Origin of the sequence: Flavobacterium johnsoniae, assembly GCF_030388325.1 — a bacterium.
Classification (GTDB): domain Bacteria; phylum Bacteroidota; class Bacteroidia; order Flavobacteriales; family Flavobacteriaceae; genus Flavobacterium; species Flavobacterium johnsoniae_C.
The window spans coordinates 4,496,989-4,515,047 of sequence record NZ_CP103794.1; the positions used below are offsets into that span (position 1 = coordinate 4,496,989).

Here is an 18,059-nt window from a genome sequence, read left to right on the forward strand (position 1 = left end):
TCACAATAAACTTCTCTTCTTTTTAAACTTTTATTTTTGATTATGTCGACATAATGTCAGACACTCTTAATAATTCTCTATCAATTTCTGATTTTCCTTTAATAGCCTGCTCTAATGGAGTTAAAACAACTTTATCTTCTTTCAATCCAACCATATAGTTAGATTTTCCTTCCAATAAAGATTCTACAGCTTTCATTCCTAAACGGCTTGCTAAAACACGGTCAAAACAAGATGGAGAACCACCACGTTGCATGTGTCCTAAAACAGAAACTCTTACATCGTATTCTGGAAGATTTGCCTCAACATAATCTTTTAGTTCGAATACGTTTTTACCAATTTTATCTCCTTCAGCAATTACCACAATACTTGATGATTTTCCTGAAGCTTTACTTTTTTGAAGTGAATCTAAAAGACGATCTAATCCTAAATCTTCTTCAGGAATAAGAATCTCTTCTGCTCCAGCTCCAATACCGGCATTAAGAGCAATATGACCAGCATCTCTACCCATAACCTCTACAAAAAACAGACGATTATGCGAACTTGCTGTATCTCTAATTTTATCGATACAATCAACAACAGTATTTAAAGCCGTGTCGTACCCTAGAGTAAAACTTGTACCATAAATATCATTATCGATAGTTCCTGGAATTCCCATTACTGGAAAATCGTATTCTGAATTAAAAATCAAACCTCCTGTAAAACTACCGTCTCCACCAATTACAACAAGAGCATCAATACCTGCCTTTACAAGATTTTCGTGCGCTTTTTTTCTACCTTCTGGAGTTCTAAACTCAACTGAACGAGCCGATTTTAAGATCGTTCCGCCTTTGTTTACAATATTATTTACACTACGAGGTCCCATCTCTTTGAAGTCGCCTTCAATCATTCCTTGATACCCTCTATAAATTCCGATGCATTCTATATTATGATATGCACAAGTACGAACAACCGCTCGAATTGCAGCATTCATTCCAGGTGAATCTCCTCCTGAGGTAAGAACACCTACTTTTTTTATTGTTTTTGGCATTATTTAAGTATTAAAGTGTAAAATTAGCAAACATTAAGCACTTTTCGGGTTACGATTATCATAAATTAATAAAATCTGTTAAATTCAAACGTTTTCGTTAATAAGTTTTTTCTATGAAAAAATTTCATTAAAAATAAAAAATTGCTATTTTTTTATTAAATCGTCAAAAATTAACAATACCCAAATGAAGTGTTATAAAATTAGAATTTCTCTCTCACATGAAAAATTCTGAAAGTGGGCCTAAATTTAGCACAAAAAAAACCATTATGAGAATAATGGTTTTATAAATATCTTTTTTTAACAAATTGTTAATAATCATTATCAGGAATTAAACCTTGATTATTTGCTGGTTCTTCTTTTTTCTTCTTCTCCTCTTCTTTTTTCTTTTTCTCTTGCTCTTTCTCGGCTTTCTTTTTATTTTTCTCCGATTCTTTCTTGCTTGTAAAATTCACATAATCTGGATTTAAATAAGAATCCTGAAGATCATCTGAGGTTTTAGAAGCACGTTCGATTTTTTGTTTTTTGAACAGCTTATTTACAAGCTCGCTAAAAGTATCAAAATCCACTTCGTAAGAAACACCGACACCTTGCGTATATCCAATTCCTTGTCCTATATAATTAATATCATTTTCTTTATTAAATAATCGAAGGTTCATTGTTCCGTCTTCATTTACACGATACAAAATTTCAATATCTCCAACAATTGCAGATTCATTAACCCCTCCAACCGGAACTCCGACTTTCCCATTAATAGTAATTCGCTCATTTACCTGAGAAGAAATATTAGCCACAAACTGACCATCTACTTCCTGCCCTGTTCTTCTATCAGCAGCAATATAATTTAAATCAATATTTACCTTATCATTATCTGATTTAATAATTCCTCCTAATAAACTCGATGCCGTTTCTGTCAATGTTCCAGAGAAATCGCCTTGACTAAATCCGTCTGTACTCATAAACGAACCTGTTGACAATAAATATAACGCTTGTGTCTGGCGAATATCTTTATCGTCTAATTTATATTGAATTTCAGATTTCAAGACATTACTTACGGATGGAAACTGAATATCAAAATTGGGCTCTGGACTTGCCAAATCTCCTCTTAATCCGATAACAACTTCTACAGGCACTTTTTTATTGAATGAAGAAGTATTATCCAAAAGTACGGCTGGATTTGCTTGGGTTTTATAAACTGCTTCCAGATTTAACTGAGCACGCATCGGGTTTCCTTCCCAAATAATAGAACCTCCTTTTTTAACTGCGAATTTTTTATCGATAAGTCCGCCGTATTTAAAGTTATATGTTCCTTCGTATGCCTGGAAATCTCCCCACATATTAAACTTACCTAGAGTATTGATTTTAAACAAAAGCGATCCATATCCTTTTCCTTTCATTCCATGACCAGAATTTCGATCCAAAATAACTTCTACTTCGGCATCTGGCGTGATATCAAAATCAAATTCTAGTTCAAGTCCGTTATAGTTTTTTGTTTTTTCTTCAATTCCATTCGCTAGATTATATTTTTCCTGTGGCGTAACAAAATGAATCCAACTGCTTTCTCCAACACTTTGCACATTATTAATAGGTATCTTAACCTCCGTGCCTTTTTCAGACTTAGCGTCTACTTTTATAAACAAGCCATCAACTGGACCTCTAATACTAGCCGATCCGTTTATGAATGCGGTTCCGAAATAAGCCGCGTCATCACTATCTTTTGTATCTAAGGCTAATAAGCGTTTAGAAGTTATATTCAAATCCAGTTTCCAATCGCCGAAATTCTTATGCTCAATACTTCCATTAAGCAAACCTTTTGTTCCGTATTTCGTGTCTGTTAACTGATTATTTCTAAATAAAAACTTTTCATTCGTCAAATCAATTACAGTTCGATCGCTTAATTCATAATCTGTATTGAGATACGGAATTGTCATACCTGCCTTTTCAACATACAATCGTCCATTGATTTCAGGTTTTTTCAGATTTCCGACTACCGATGCATTTCCAGAAACCGAACCTCGAATATTAGACAGCACATCGCCGCCAATCGTTCCTAAAGTTGCTAGATTGAATCCTTCCAATTTCAGACTCATATCCATGATTGTTTCTTTGTTTTCTATAGCAAAAGTTCCGTTAGCTCTAAAAGATTCTGTAAAACCATTTTGTACAGAAGAATTAACAGTAAACTTTCTAAAAGTTTCGTCTCCAGAAATATCAAAATTAAGCGTACCTAATTCTGTTTTATTCAACACAAGATGATCAATTTTAATAGATGCCGTTGGCTGATAAACATTTTTATTCTGCTTATAATTGACTCTTCCGTTTAAATTACCATCAAATACAAATTTGGAATTTAAAGGCGTAATTTTATTAATATCAACATCTTCAAAATTGAGTTCGAGATCTTTATAATCGCTTCCTTTCATCACTCCATTCAAATCAATTTTCTGATTTTCGTGAGATAAAACAATATTATCAAATGTGAAATTCTTAAAAAACTGATCAAAAACAATTTGATTATCTGGTCCCGCTTGTTCATTTAAATACCATATATAGTCTTTAAATTTCATTTCCGATTTCTTGATTCCGACAATATTATTTTTATTCTTATCAATCGTATGATATAAATCTAGATTGAAATAATCCTCGCCTTGATTTCCGCCTTTAAATTCAGAACGAACAAACAGCGTATCTTTAGAAGTAACATTAATTAAATTGAAATCTCTAATCTTGTAATAAGGCGTTTTTATACTATCTAACTCAACATAAGCGTTGTAAAGCGGATTTTTATTATCAACATTTACACGAATATTATCAAATGTATTTTTAGCTGCCGTAATTTTTTTAGATCTGAATCTAAATTTAAATTCCTGAAGATCAGAATCAATTTTCCCTCTAACAACTGTAGACGAATCAATATTAATTTCAGGATAAAGCATTTCTACAACTTTATCATAAACACGGAAATTAAATCTTAAAAATTGTCCTTTTCTAACTTTATAAGGTTTATAATTGGTATACAAACTACCAACCGAATTCATTACCAGTTTATCTAATTGGTCAAATCTAAATTTACCAACGATTTTTCCATCCACAACATCATTCGAACTAATTGTAATTGTTCTAATTCTTTCAGCATCAAAGTTTGAATTGATATTTACTTCATCAAAAACATAAGTTGCCTTTGGATTCTGATATTCTGTGTCTTTGATATAAATATTTCCTTGAAGATTTTCAATTGAATTTCCAGTTAACTGAACTTCAACATCTCCTCTAAATTTAGAAATAGAATCTCCAACAAACTTAAGTTTTCTTAAATCTGAATTTTCTACGTTAATATGAAAATCATATCGATTTTCTCTTTTGCTTAAATCTAATAAACCATCAAAAGTTAAATTCAGATTCGGATCATTTACAGCAATTTGTCCTTTATAATAAGGAAGTTTAAAATTTCCGTTTACTACAATATTATTGTACGTGTATTTATTATAATCTAACTTAGAAATATCTCCTTTTACAATGGTATTCAAGTATTTTTCTGTAAAACCAACTCCATCAACATCAAGATTTAAGGTTGTTCGTCCTACATCTTTTCGTCCTAAAACTGCTCCGACATCAAAATTATCCAACACAATATTTCCCGAATACGAAGCTTTATCAATAAAGTCCATATTATTCAGATGCAGATCGACTTTTCCGTTTCCTAAATCGGTCGCCATTTTAAAATCTGTTTCTAATGCAGTTGTAGAAACTTTAGCTTTTCCGACAATATTAAATTTCCCAATTCTTTTAAGTTCTTTTGGAAGTTTTTTGCCCAAAATTTCTGGAAGTAACACTACCAAATCATCATAACTAGAAAGCAGTTTATCAAACTTTCCATCCATGTAAAATTTCTGGGTTTTACTGCCTAAAAGATTTTTAAAGTTTATCGTTCCATTAATTTTCGATCCGTTTGTATCGCTCAATCTTAATTTAGTAAGAGTTAAATCATTAAGCGGACCATTTAATTTAGTTTTGATTTTAAAATGCTGATTCTTACCCAATCCATCATAAAAATGACGAATATCGTTGGTAGCAATTGATGCCGAATCCAAAACAACATTAAATCTTACTTTATCTGTAAAATCCAGAAAATCTGATGGTTTATAATTCAAAATAGCGATACCGTAAAGTGAAGATCGTTTTGTTTTAACGGCCAGATTTTCGACCTTAATTTGTTTTTTGGTATAGCTAAATTTACCCGCAAAATTAGAAACATACAAACCGCGATGATCCATAAAAGAAAACCTATGGATAGTCGTATTTACTTCCGGTCCATACAGTTTAAAATCGCTTATATAAGCATTTAATTTGGTGAAATCTAAAAACTTAGGCGTAGTTTTATTTTCATCGACAACAGAAAATCTTCCTTTTTCGATGTACGCATTTTTAGCAGTTAAGAGAAAATGTTTAGTCGATTTTTTCTTAGGCGTATTTTCAACCTCAAAAGCTTTAATAAATTTATTGATATTATTCTCATCTTCACCTTTGTAGGTTTTCAGATTAAAGATTAAACCCGTCAGACGCAAATCTCCAAAAATTAAATCGCCGTCAAGTAATCGGCTAAGACTGGCAATATCAGTTGTAATAATATCAGAATAAATAAGCGTTTGTTTATGATGATCTAAAATCATCACATTTTTTAGTTTAACGCCTCCAAAAATATTAATCGCAGTTTTTTCTACACTGATATTAACTTTATAATCTTCGTTTAACGAATTAGTGACATAATTGGCAATCTGAGTTTGAACAACGGGTAAAGAAAGTATGATAGCTAATGCCAGCACAAGTAAAATCAACCCAAATAGGGTTCGTGATATTATTTTCTTTACTGTTTTTATAGCTGTTTTAATTTTAGTTTTCTTTTAATTTATTTTGAGCAGACAAAGAACAACTGTTTTTGATAAAAATTCTTTAATTTTGAACACTGCTTAAATCAAAGAAATCATTTCATTTGATTTGTCAAATATAATTCAAAATTTGTGCCTTTATATGCAAAATCCAGAGGTTTTTATTCTAGCCATCGAAAGTTCATGCGATGATACTGCTGCCGCGGTTTTACATAACGACAAAGTATTGTCAAATGTTGTAGCCAATCAATTAATTCATAATCAATACGGCGGTGTAGTTCCAGAATTAGCTTCTAGAGCACATCAGCAGAATATTGTACCGGTTATAGATGCTGCACTTCGCAAAGCAAATGTACAAAAAGAACAGTTAAGCGCAATCGCATTTACGCAAGGTCCTGGATTAATGGGCTCTTTATTGGTTGGAACTTCTTTCAGCAAATCTTTAGCTTTAGCTTTAAAAGTTCCGTTAATTGCTGTAAATCACATGCATGCCCATATTTTGGCTCATTTTATTGATGAAGAAGGTTACGATAAACCTGAATTTCCGTTTTTAGCTTTAACCATTAGCGGCGGACATACGCAAATTGTAAAAGTGAATAGTTTTTTTGATATGGAAATTATCGGAGAAACCACTGATGATGCCGTTGGAGAAGCATTTGACAAAAGCGCAAAAATTCTTGGACTTCCTTATCCAGGCGGACCTTTGATTGATAAATATGCGAAAGAAGGAAATCCGAAAGCGTTTAGTTTTACCAAACCAAAAGTTCCTGGATTAGACTTTAGTTTTTCTGGACTTAAAACTGCTATTTTGTATTTCATTCAAAAAAACAAACAAGCAAATCCAAATTTCATTGAAGAAAATCTAAATGACATTTGTGCTTCGATTCAGCATACGATTATTGAAATCTTAATGGATAAAATAAAATTGGCTGTAAAAGAAACCGGAATTACGCAAATCGCAATTGGCGGCGGAGTTTCGGCAAATTCTGGAATTAGAAATACATTGAAGGAAACGGAAAGCAAATATGGCTGGAAAACTTTTATTCCGAAATTTGAATATACAACAGACAATGCCGCAATGATTGGAATTGTTGGTTATCAAAAATACTTATCTAATCGTTTTGAAACTTCTGCAGTTGTTTCTAAAGCAAGAATTCAATTTTAAATCATGCAGTTATTTTTCAATCCGAATATAGACGAAACAACCGAAAGTTTTTCTTTTGATAAAGAAGAAAGCCGACACATTATAAAAGTTTTACGAAAAAAAGATTCTGATATTCTTCAAGTTACAAACGGTTCGGGATTATTGTTTGAAACTCAGATTACTTTGGCTTCAGACAACAAATGTACTGTTGAAGTACTTTCGATAAAAAATGCAGAAAGACCAAAATTTCACTTGCATCTAGCCGTTGCACCGACCAAAATGAATGATCGTTTTGAATGGTTTCTAGAAAAAGCGACCGAAATTGGGATTCAAGAAATTACACCGATTTTCTGCGATCGTTCTGAACGAAAAGTAATTAATCGTGATCGTTTTGAAAAAATCATTCTTTCGGCAATGAAACAATGTAACGAAACATTTCTTCCAAAATTAAACGAAGCTGTTTCGTTTAAAGATTTTATTAAGCAGAAAAACAATGGTTTACAATTAATCGCGCATTGCGAAGAAACCAATAAAAAATCATTGAAAGAAGTTTTAAAACCAAATGAAGACGTTACCATCTTAATTGGTCCAGAAGGAGATTTTTCTGAAAAAGAAATTGCATTGGCATTAGAAAACAATTACAAACCTGTAACTTTAGGAAATACCCGTTTAAGAACCGAAACTGCCGCAGTTGTGGCTTGTCATAGTGTTGTTTTTTTTAATGAATAAACTAAACCTATTACAAGCTTTGTCAAAGTTTAAAACTTTGACAAAGCTGATTTATACATAAATAAAAAGTTAAGTTTGTCATTTCGACGAAGGAGAAATCTCCGCGAGAAGCTCCGCAACGAAAAACCAAACTTTGTAGAGTTACTTGTGGAGATTTCTCCTTCGTCGAAATGACAAATAAAGATCTAAAAGAATGAAAAAAATATTCTACCTATTTTTACTAATTTCAATCTCTTCTTTCTCTCAAGAAATTGCTTTGCTAAAATACAGCGGAGGCGGCGACTGGTACGCAAATCCGACTTCTTTGCCAAATTTGATTAATTTTTGCAATGCTAATATTAATACAAGAATTAAAAGCAAACCTTCAACTGTAGAACCAAGTAATCCTGATTTGCTTTCTTATCCGTTTGTACACATGACAGGACACGGAAATGTGGTTTTTAGCGATGCCGATGTAACTAATCTGCGAAATTATCTAACGGCTGGCGGTTTTCTGCATATTGATGATAATTATGGAATGGACCAGTTCATTAGAAAAGAAATCAAAAAGATATTTCCGAATAATAACTTAGTCGAAATTCCGGCAAATCATCCTATTTTTCAAAAGCCATTTCCTTTTCCAAACGGATTGCCAAAAATTCACGAACATGACGGAACTCGTCCGCAGGCTTTTGGAATTTTTATCGATAATAAACTCGTTTTACTTTATACTTACGAATGTGATTTAGGCGACGGCTGGGAAGATGCCGAAGTGCACAACGATCCTGCAAACGTACGTGACAAAGCGCTAAAAATGGGTGCAAATATCATCAATTATATTTTTACTAATTAATCGCCAATAATTACTAGTCACTAATTAGTAGTCACTTTTTACCAACAAAAAATGCAGCTTACTCACGAAGAAAATCAATTTGAAAGAAAAACATTTCCGATAACGCTAGTTTGCGATCATATTTATTTTCAGCAGAATATTGGTTCTTTGTTCAGAATTTCTGAAGCTTTTGGCGTTGAAAATATTATTTTCTTTGGAAAGGACATTCCTCTTACGCCTCGTAAAATCAACAAAACTTCTCGAAGCACGCATCTTCATGTCGCTCATTCTGTAATTGAAGATTTTACAGAACTTCAATCTTTTCTTTTGGACAATGATTTTGAAATTATTGCATTAGAGATTGCATCTAACAGCAAACCTTTAAAAGAAGTTACAATTCCTGAAAATAAAAAAATCGCTCTTTTAATTGGAAGCGAAATAAACGGAATTTCAGACGAACTCTTAAAACTTTCTCATCAAATTGTTCATATTAATATGTTTGGAAAAAACAGCAGTATGAATGTGGTTCAAGCGGCAAGTATTGCGCTTTATGAGATTACTTCTTTATAAGTATTTCAACTAAAAAAATTCATTTTAAAAGCATTATTCCAACTTTTCGATAATTTTTAAATATTAAAATCATCGTTAAAAGACTAATAATCACGACGAAATGCATAAATAAAAATAAAAAATAAGTAAAAACTTATTAATATTTTTATCTGCGATTTTGTAAGAACCAGCATTTGTAAGGGGTCGTAAAAATTCTCACAAAAAAATTGTTATAAAATTTTTCTGTAATTTCATTTTGTTATAAAATTGTGTAAATATTTAACCAAACAATGTTTTTATAACAAAAAACCCAAATTATTATGAAAAAAGTTATTATTACAACATTTGCAGCTCTAATGCTGTTCGCTTGTCAAAACGAGCAATCAGAATCAACCAATTCAGAATCTATGGCAGCTTCTCGACGCGGATGCGCAACGCAGGAAGTATTAGAAGCACAACTTAAAGCTGATCCAATGTTGGCTATTAAAATGAATGAAATTGAAGCTTTTACAGCCAAACACGGCTTAAACAACTTTACTGGACGTTTAGTTAATGGCAAAATTGAAATTCCAGTTGTTGTTAATGTTTTATACAGAACAGCGGCGCAAAACATTTCAGATGCACAAATTCAATCTCAAATTGATGTTTTAAACAAAGATTTTAATGCTTTAAACTCTGACTATAATAATGTACCTGCATTATTTTCTGGAGTTAAAGCAAATGTAGGCATTACATTTAAATTAGATCAAATCATTAGAAAATCGACTACCAAAACTTCTTGGGGAACTAATGATGCGATGAAAAAAACAGCTCAAGGCGGAATTGCTCCTACTTCTCCAACAACAAAACTAAACCTTTGGTCTTGTAATATTGGCGGCGGAATTTTAGGTTATGCACAATTTCCAGGTGGTTCTTCGTCTACAGATGGTGTAGTTATCGATTCTCGTTATTTCGGATTATCTGGTGCAGCAAATGCTCCATTTAATTTAGGAAGAACTGGTACTCACGAAGTTGGACATTGGATGAATTTACGTCACATTTGGGGCGACGCAACTTGCGGAAGCGACTTAGTTGCAGATACACCAACTCATAACGAAGAAAATTATGGAGTTCCTGCTTATCCACATTACAGCACATGTTCTGGAACGCCTGTAGAGATGACAATGAACTACATGGATTATGTTGATGATCAAGCAATGTACATGTTTACAACAGGGCAAAAAAACAGAATTGCAGCGATTTTTACCACTGGAGGTGCTAGAGCCGCTTTTGCACAATAATTGCTAACAAAATAATGCAAAAAGCGAGATGTAATACGTCTCGCTTTTTTTATTTGAGCTATAATTTTAAAATGCTTTTTCCTATATTTATAGTCTAAATTTTAACCATGGTCACATCAAAAACTATTTCGAACGGAATTTTAAGAGCTTTAGCAACCATCTTAATAATTGGTATCGTTTTATATTTTTTATATGAAATTCAAACTGTAATCGTTTACTTGTGTATTTCTTTACTGTTATGCTTAATTGCAAATCCGTTAATCTTGTTTTTGAAAAACAAATTAAAATTTGGTAATTCGATGGCAGCAACAACCACAATTATACTTTTTATCTTTTTAATTGTTGGATTTATTTTGTTGTTTGTCCCTTTAATTATTTCTCAGGCCAATAATTTAGCTTTGTTAGATACGGCTCATCTTCAGACAAAATTTATAGAAACCGAAAAACACCTCGAAGAATATTTTAATATTCAACACATTGATTTAAACAAAATTATAAAAGATTCTAAACTTACTTCTGTACTGGATTTTAGTTATTTTACGGGATTCATAAATTCGATTATCAATTTTATGGCCGATATGGGAATGGGATTGGTATCGGTATTTTTTATTACTTTTTTCTTTATTAAAGATCAAGACATTTTTAAAGATCAAGCCAGAAGAATACTTCCGGACTCAAATGAAGACAAAATTTTAAATTCAATTACGAAAATAAACCATCTTTTAACCCGATATTTTATTGGTTTATTATTACAGTTAATTGTCGTTTTTATTCTTTATTTAATTGTCTTATTGATTTTTGGAAATAAAAATGCCTTTGTTATCGCTTTCTTATGTGCAATTCTAAACATAATTCCATATTTAGGACCAATTATCGGAACTACTTTGGCTGGAATTTTGACTATGATTAGCATGATCGGACAAGATTTTCAATCTGAAATTCTGCCAACGACGATTTATGTAATTATTGGCTTTTTAATTGTTCAAGCGATTGACAATAATGTAAGTCAGCCAATAATTTCGTCAAAAAGTGTAAATTCGCACCCGTTAGAAATATTCTTGATTATCTTAATTAGCGGTATTACATTTGGAATTGTCGGAATGATTATTGCCGTTCCAGCTTTTACAATGATAAAAGTAATTTTAAAAGAATTTTTCCCTAACAATAAAATTGTCTCTGTATTAACCGAAAGAATTTAGCTTTGAACACTTCTATTTTGCATCCAGATATTCAGGAATTTATAATTCGAAATACTGGTGCAGACATTACAAAAATGGCGCTTCAGAAAAATCCGTTTCCTGAAGTCGATTGGATTTTAATTTTAAATCAAATTGAAGCGCGTTCTAAAGCAAAAGACAAACTTCCGACTTGGTTCTCTACAGAGAACATCCTTTATCCAAGTAAAATTTCTGTAGAACAAACTTCTTCAGAAAAAACAGCTGCTTACAAAGCGGATTTAATTTCTGGAGAAACTTTAATTGATCTTACTGGCGGTTTTGGTGTTGATGATTATTATTTTTCAAAGAAATTTAAATCGGTTACGCATTGCGAAATAAACGACGAATTGTCTTTGATTGTGGCGCATAATTTCAAAAAATTAGAAGTTGAAAATTGCACTTTTTTTTCAGGCGATTCCATTCATTTATTACAAGAAACAAATCAGAAATTTGATTGGATTTATATTGATCCGTCAAGAAGAAATGATGCAAAAGGCAAAGTTTTTATGCTAAAAGACTGTTTGCCTAATGTTCCTGAACTTTTAGATTTTTATTTTAAAAAAGCAGATTCAGTTCTAATTAAAACTGCGCCTTTATTAGATATTTCAGCTGGATTATCAGAATTAAAAAACGTAAAAAACATTCATATTGTTGCACTTGAAAATGAAGTGAAAGAATTGCTTTTTGAAATTCATAAAAATTATTCTGGCGAGATAACCTTAAAAACGGCTAATATTTTAAAAGAAAAAACAGAATCTTTTGAGTTTGTTTTGGGCGAAGATTTATCATTTCCAACTTATGATTTGCCTGAGAAATATCTTTACGAGGCGAATTCTGCAATTATGAAATCTGGAGGTTTTGATGAAGTGAGTTCGAATTTCAAAATCGATAAACTTCACAAACATTCTCATTTATATACTTCTAAAGAATTAATTGATTTTCCGGGAAGAAGATTTGAGGTTCAAAAAGTCATTTCGTACAATAAAAATGAGATGAAAAACGAACTTGCCAATCAGCAAGCTAATATTACAACTCGTAATTTTCCTGAGACTGTAGAAAACATCAGAAAAAAGTGGAAAATAAAAAATGGCGGGAATTTGTATTGTTTTTTTACAACAGATGTAAAAGATAACAAAATAGTTTTAATTTGCACCAAAATAATCTAAACAATGAAACAACTAATTACGCTAACATTTTTTTTATTAACCTTTACCGCATTTGCCCAAAAACAAAAACCATGTGAATACAGTGTAAATGTAAATGATTCGATTGGATCTTATAAAGTGACAAACGAATACTTAATAAGTGAAAAATATTTTGGAGGAAGCTTCAATTATATTTTCTTCTCTTTAGCTCAAACTGACGGTTTGCCAACGCTTAATCTGCAATCTATTCAGAAAAGTAAAGATTTTATTAAAGCCAATTGTTTTGATAAAAATTCGAAAATCTTCCTTCAATTAGAAAACGGAAAGATTGTTACGCTAATGCACATTAATCAAGAAAGCTGTGGTACATTGGTTCACGACGACAAAGGCTATGACAATCGTATAAACACTGGAGTTTTTATGTTTCTGAAGGATAATTTTGAAGAATTGAAAAAATCTCCAATTTCGATTATGCGAATAAAATATCTTACGAACGTAGAAGATTACATTGTAAAACGTGAACTAACTTCGGAGTTAACGGGTAAAGTTACAAACCCGAATACTTATTTTATGGAAAATATTAGATGCGTTGAGTAATCAATCGCATTTCCATTTTTCGTTGGCAACTTTATCTTTTAAACCCGTTTTTAAGTTATAGTGCCACCATTCAGAATCAAATGAATTAAAACCATTTTTGATCATAGTTTTTTTCAAATATGCTCTTTTAGCAAGAATTTGTTTTGAAAGCTGTTTGAAATTATGACTTGCCTGAATTCCGAAAAAATCGAAAGAAGTTCCCATATCTACTTCTTTTCCAGTTATATCGACTAAAGAAATATCAACGGCTCCTCCTCTATTATGGATGGAGCCTTTTTTTGGATCTGCCACATATTCTGGATTTGATACAATCTCCCACATCTTTTTCTGAATATCTAAAGGTCTGTAACAATCAAATAATTTAATTCTGTATCCTTTTTTCAAAAAATCATTATTGGCTGCTATAAGCGCTTTTACGGTCTTTAAACGCAGCATACATTCTGCACAATCGTAAACTTTCGCCTTCAGGAAATTGTCTTCGGTTGCGTATTTCATATCGTAAATAAAATCGTTGCTATAATCTCGTAAGTTTACAAATGTTGTGTCTGAAATTTGTGCAGTAGACTCTTCATCTGTATACGCTTCATTTTGCGCTTGTAATGATGTAAAACAGAAAAGAAGACCGAATATTATTTTTGAAAAACAATTCATTGCTAGATAATTTTAAAAAATTGAAATTAAGCAAAAAATCTCAAAACTGCCTCTACATTTGCTTCTTCTTTCGATTTAAAATTTATAATAATTAGTCTCTATAAACGTCTTAAATTCCTTTCAAAACAAACATAATTTTAATATCTTTATAAAAATTAGACCGTTATGACTTTATAATTTTATTATTAATTCTAAAAATCAATTATTATGAATTGCAGAGCCAAATACATTTCTCTAGTTCTATTAAGCACTTTTATCTTTATTTCCTGCAAAAAAGAAATTATAAAAAGTGTTCCTACCACAGATTCTACTTCTATAAAAACAGAAGCTTTAAAAACAGATAGTACGGTTTTAAATCCGATTGATTCTTTATACACTTTAGTAGATAAAAGCGTCATTGGTACGCAATTTTTAACCAAAAGCAGTTTGGCTCCGAGAATAAAAAAATTGTTAGGATCGGATTATGAAGAAATGGTTAAAAATTGGAATACAGAAACTCCTTTTGAAAAACAGGAAAATATACTTCACGCTTGGGGATGCAAACAGCATGACTGTAATTCGTATTCTTATGATTTATATATTGATGTAAAAAACAACAAAATAAATGTTTACAAATTTGCCGAATCTAAACTAACCGTTTTTAAAGAAGATAATTTTGACATCGAAATTAAAGATGGGCTTTTAAAAGATTTAAATATTAAGAAAGAGGATATTAAGAAGTAATTGATAATTGATAATTGATAATTGATAATTGATAATTGTTAATTGATAATTGATAATTGATAATTGTTAATTGATAATTGTTAATTGATAATTGTTAATTGATAATTGTTAATTGATAATTGTTAATTGTTTAAATCTCTCCTGTCATCAAAATATTTTCTTTTAAACCTTTGTTTTTAAGCATTCTGAAATGAGATCTTACTGCGTGATAAAACGGATATGATGTATATGGTAAATCATACTCTTTTGCGTAACGTCTAATAATTGGTGTTATATACGGATAATATGTGTGTCCGACGCCTGGGAAAAGATGATGCGCAACATGATGGGTAAATCCGCCGTATAAGAAATTTGCTAGTTTACTTTCTGTGCTAAAATCTTTCGTTACAATCATTTGATGCATTGCCCATGTTGCGGAGAGATTCCCATCTTTATCTGTATTCGGAAAATTGGCATCTTCGTCTACGTGAGTTGAAACTAACGCCACAACACCAAGTGCGCTTCCGCACATATGCAAACTTAACCAAGCTAAAAGAACTGTATACCAAGGCTGGTTTAAAAAGATCATTGGTATAAAAAGCAAATAAATGAGATTAATAATTTTTGCGGCAAATAATCGGTAAACTTCTTGTCTTGGAATTTCCTCTACGACCTTTTTTACATAATTGTCTTTCTTGCCAAAAAAGTCTTTAAAGTCACGAATATAAATCCAATTTAAGCTATAAAGCGGATAAATAAACCACATGTAAATATGTTGGTATTTATGATAATCGAATAATGGACTATTGGGGAAAATTCTAATAATATTGCTTTGTTTAATGTCAATATCCCAATCTGGCACATTTGGATAGGCATGATGCAGTCCGATATGTCTTCTCATCCAAAGCCAATGATTACTGCCAAAAAGTTCTAAAACATATAAAAACCATTGATTATGTTTTGATTTTTTAAATAAAGCTCCGTGTGCGGCGTCATGAAAGGCATTTATAAATAAGACAATCATGGTAATACCAGACAGAATATAAAAAAGAAACAATAAAGGAGTTTTATTCCCAAAAATCAAAATACAGGCATAAAACAAAAAGAAAGCGGCAAGAAGTCCTAAAGACTTCACTACATTCAACAGGTACAAAGAAGATTTTTTTAAGACCGTTTCATTAACTTCTAAACGCATCTTTTTAAAAAAATCATCCGTTCCGGCTTTAAGATAAACCGGTCGTTTTAACTTTTCCATATAGTTATAGCTAGAAATTGTTTAACCCAAATTTAATAAAAAAAAGCTTAAAATATTAAAATTCACATATTTAACAATATCATTTTAAAACAGAAAGCCACTCATTTTAGAGTGGCTTTTGTGATTCATTAATTGGTAAGTTTGTTTGATATTTTTGGAAAATTATAATTATTCCTCAAATTTCTTTTCTGCTAAGCGCAATCGAATATTATGAATACGACCTTCGATTTCTTCCAAATCATTCAGAATATTTCTTTTTTCATAAACTGCGCCAGCTTCGTTAACCATATTTTGCTCTTTTTCTGGAGCAAATAGATCATTTAAATCTACATCTGGAAAATTTTTACTTAAACTAATAATAAATTCAGAACCAATATTAGCTGTACCATGTAAATATCTTCCAATCATTGCTGGGCTAAATCCTAAAATTGCCCCTACCTCTTTTTGCTTTAATCCTTTAGCTTTAAAGAATTTGCTTAGTTTTTCGTTGTACATCATCATTTAAATTCAACACAAAATGTAGTCATAATATATTTTTTAACATAAAAAATACTAATAAAATATAATATTATTCTTACATTTACATTAAATATGGAAATATTAAGTTATAAACTGCAAATATATGTCAAAATTAATCAATAATACAGATTTTAAAGAAGATAATTCTCACAATCAAAAAGCTTATGAATTTATTAACAAGCATTTACCTTCTACGTATGTTGACTTAACTATTAATCGTTTAGTTGAAAAAGGACACACTGCTCCTAGCAAAGCTTTAATTAGAAACGTAAAAAATAGAACTATACTTAGAAATGATATTTTACTTGCTTTAGTAGAAGTTGCAAATGAAAATAAACAGGCTATCGAGAGAATTAATTTTTTGATTTCTTAATTCAAATTCAATCTATAATAAAAACTTCAGCATATTATGCATAATCAAACCACTACAGAATTTAACGATAAATTTCCAGAGAAGGAAAAAGACTCAAATTTTGAACAAAATATGATAGTACCTACTACAGATTCTTTTTATCTGTACGGAATGACTTTTGAACAATATCAAGAAGGAAAAGAAATTCATTCTAAATACTTTGATCAGTTGAAGAATTTAGTCAATTAAAGTTTCCAGAATTATTCAATTTATAAAGACCTTAAAATATACCCATACCTTCAGGTTTAATTGTAAATCCGAGGCGAATCATACTTTTGTGTTCCTGATAATCAATTAAACTTTCTGTATATCCGACGAACCATTGTAACGTTACATAGTAGTTTTCTTCTTTGTAAGGTCTCCAATTTAATTGTGTCTGCAGCGAACCATAATTAATTAGCCCGCTTCCTTTTCTAAAAAGAACATCGGCGCTCCAACGACCTGGTTTTATTTGGTAAGTTGCACTTGCTTCGCCATATCCAACATATTTTGTTAGTTCTGGATTATCTTCTTTATCAACTAAAGGAATCCATCCTCTAATACCGACAGTCCATCTTGGTGAAACTTGCGATTTTAATGAAAATGCCAACATATTCCATGTTCTCGAATAAATGGAGTCTCTTCCATTAGATTCGTGTTCAAACGAAATTGTGCCATAAGTAAGTCTTCCGCCTTTGAGATAGAAAGGACGCACCATTGCAACTCCAGGATTAAAGTTTATTTCAGAAAATGGTTTTGAACTTGCGTAAATATCCCAAAAAGCTTTCTGTGTATACATTAAGTACGGAAAGAAACCTCCCAAAATTGGTTTTGAGTTTAATCTAAGCTTAAAACTAACTTGATATTTGACGTCGGCAGAATTTCGTGTAATAGGTTCATCTAGCGGCACTCCAGTTAGGAAATAATTGTCTCGATGTACTGAAAAACTGTTTTCTTTTAATAAAGAATCTGCTGCTCTAAAGTTTTTTTTCTCTTCTACAATTTGAGAATTAGATTGTATTGAATATAAAATAAGGAAAATTAATATCGATTTTAAACGCATTATTACTTGTGATTTAGGGTTTTATTTAAAGCCTTTTACACTAAGTTACGTTTTTTTAGTATTCAATAAAAAATATTTTAAATTTCGATTCCAAAT

The 18,059-nt window shown here is 31.2% G+C and carries 17 protein-coding genes; 11 read left to right on the forward strand and 6 right to left on the reverse strand.

The features are described from left to right. Positions 1 to 40: 40 nt before the first annotated feature. Positions 41 to 1,027 (reverse strand): 6-phosphofructokinase, encoded by a 987-nt coding sequence (gene pfkA, locus NYQ10_RS19040; RefSeq protein ID WP_276172976.1) that lies wholly within the window; start codon positions 1,025 to 1,027, stop codon positions 41 to 43. 308 nt (positions 1,028 to 1,335) lie between these two features. After that, entirely contained in the window at positions 1,336 to 5,859 is a 4,524-nt protein-coding gene (locus NYQ10_RS19045; protein ID WP_289877804.1) for a translocation/assembly module TamB domain-containing protein, read from the reverse strand. A 193-nt stretch (positions 5,860 to 6,052) separates the two neighbouring features. Between NYQ10_RS19045 and tsaD the strand changes: the two genes are divergently transcribed. The 8 genes from tsaD to NYQ10_RS19085 all read left to right on the forward strand — a co-directional run bounded on the left by tsaD (position 6,053) and on the right by NYQ10_RS19085 (position 13,382). Then, on the forward strand, positions 6,053 to 7,075 hold the full coding sequence (gene tsaD, locus NYQ10_RS19050; RefSeq protein ID WP_289877805.1) for a tRNA (adenosine(37)-N6)-threonylcarbamoyltransferase complex transferase subunit TsaD: 1,023 nt from the start codon (positions 6,053 to 6,055) through the stop codon (positions 7,073 to 7,075). 3 nt (positions 7,076 to 7,078) lie between these two features. After that, positions 7,079 to 7,783 (forward strand): 16S rRNA (uracil(1498)-N(3))-methyltransferase, encoded by a 705-nt coding sequence (locus NYQ10_RS19055; protein WP_289877807.1) that lies wholly within the window; start codon positions 7,079 to 7,081, stop codon positions 7,781 to 7,783. Between the two features lie 193 nt (positions 7,784 to 7,976). Next, positions 7,977 to 8,615: a DUF4159 domain-containing protein gene (locus NYQ10_RS19060; RefSeq protein WP_289877808.1), complete on the forward strand. Its 639-nt coding sequence runs from the start codon at positions 7,977 to 7,979 to the stop codon at positions 8,613 to 8,615. A gap of 51 nt (positions 8,616 to 8,666) precedes the next feature. Further along, positions 8,667 to 9,164, forward strand: a complete 498-nt coding sequence (locus NYQ10_RS19065) for a TrmH family RNA methyltransferase (RefSeq protein ID WP_289877809.1) — start codon at positions 8,667 to 8,669, stop codon at positions 9,162 to 9,164. Positions 9,165 to 9,463: 299 nt separating this feature from the next. Further along, positions 9,464 to 10,423, forward strand: coding sequence for a zinc metalloprotease (locus NYQ10_RS19070; protein WP_289877811.1), 960 nt, complete (start codon positions 9,464 to 9,466; stop codon positions 10,421 to 10,423). Between the two features lie 107 nt (positions 10,424 to 10,530). Beyond that, on the forward strand, positions 10,531 to 11,622 hold the full coding sequence (locus NYQ10_RS19075) for an AI-2E family transporter (protein WP_289877813.1): 1,092 nt from the start codon (positions 10,531 to 10,533) through the stop codon (positions 11,620 to 11,622). A 2-nt stretch (positions 11,623 to 11,624) separates the two neighbouring features. Next, a complete protein-coding gene (locus tag NYQ10_RS19080) occupies positions 11,625 to 12,806 on the forward strand; it encodes a THUMP-like domain-containing protein (RefSeq protein WP_289877815.1) in 1,182 nt (393 codons plus the stop codon). Between the two features lie 3 nt (positions 12,807 to 12,809). Then, the gene (locus NYQ10_RS19085; RefSeq protein WP_289877816.1) at positions 12,810 to 13,382 is read left to right on the forward strand and encodes a hypothetical protein; all 573 of its coding nucleotides are present in this window, start codon (positions 12,810 to 12,812) and stop codon (positions 13,380 to 13,382) included. Here NYQ10_RS19085 and NYQ10_RS19090 read toward each other — a convergent pair whose 3' ends face one another. After that, the gene (locus NYQ10_RS19090) at positions 13,383 to 14,033 is read right to left on the reverse strand and encodes a M15 family metallopeptidase (RefSeq protein ID WP_289877817.1); all 651 of its coding nucleotides are present in this window, start codon (positions 14,031 to 14,033) and stop codon (positions 13,383 to 13,385) included. It lies immediately after the preceding gene. 207 nt (positions 14,034 to 14,240) lie between these two features. Here NYQ10_RS19090 and NYQ10_RS19095 point away from each other — a divergent pair, with 207 nt between their 5' ends. Next, positions 14,241 to 14,756 carry a hypothetical protein gene (locus NYQ10_RS19095; RefSeq protein ID WP_289877818.1) on the forward strand — a complete coding sequence of 172 codons (516 nt, stop codon included), beginning with the start codon at positions 14,241 to 14,243 and terminating at the stop codon, positions 14,754 to 14,756. 130 nt (positions 14,757 to 14,886) lie between these two features. Here NYQ10_RS19095 and NYQ10_RS19100 read toward each other — a convergent pair whose 3' ends face one another. Together NYQ10_RS19100 and NYQ10_RS19105 are read right to left on the reverse strand one after the other, a co-directional pair. Then, entirely contained in the window at positions 14,887 to 15,990 is a 1,104-nt protein-coding gene (locus NYQ10_RS19100) for a fatty acid desaturase family protein (protein WP_289877820.1), read from the reverse strand. 168 nt (positions 15,991 to 16,158) lie between these two features. Continuing rightward, positions 16,159 to 16,485 carry a helix-turn-helix domain-containing protein gene (locus NYQ10_RS19105; RefSeq protein ID WP_289877821.1) on the reverse strand — a complete coding sequence of 109 codons (327 nt, stop codon included), beginning with the start codon at positions 16,483 to 16,485 and terminating at the stop codon, positions 16,159 to 16,161. 127 nt (positions 16,486 to 16,612) lie between these two features. Between NYQ10_RS19105 and NYQ10_RS19110 the strand changes: the two genes are divergently transcribed. Together NYQ10_RS19110 and NYQ10_RS19115 are read left to right on the forward strand one after the other, a co-directional pair. Continuing rightward, a complete protein-coding gene (locus NYQ10_RS19110; protein WP_289877822.1) occupies positions 16,613 to 16,882 on the forward strand; it encodes a hypothetical protein in 270 nt (89 codons plus the stop codon). A 36-nt stretch (positions 16,883 to 16,918) separates the two neighbouring features. Continuing rightward, positions 16,919 to 17,110 (forward strand): hypothetical protein, encoded by a 192-nt coding sequence (locus tag NYQ10_RS19115; protein WP_289877823.1) that lies wholly within the window; start codon positions 16,919 to 16,921, stop codon positions 17,108 to 17,110. Positions 17,111 to 17,141: 31 nt separating this feature from the next. Here the strand turns inward: NYQ10_RS19115 and NYQ10_RS19120 are convergent, their stop codons facing one another. After that, positions 17,142 to 17,963, reverse strand: a complete 822-nt coding sequence (locus NYQ10_RS19120; RefSeq protein ID WP_289877824.1) for a phospholipase A — start codon at positions 17,961 to 17,963, stop codon at positions 17,142 to 17,144. Positions 17,964 to 18,059 lie beyond the last annotated feature (96 nt).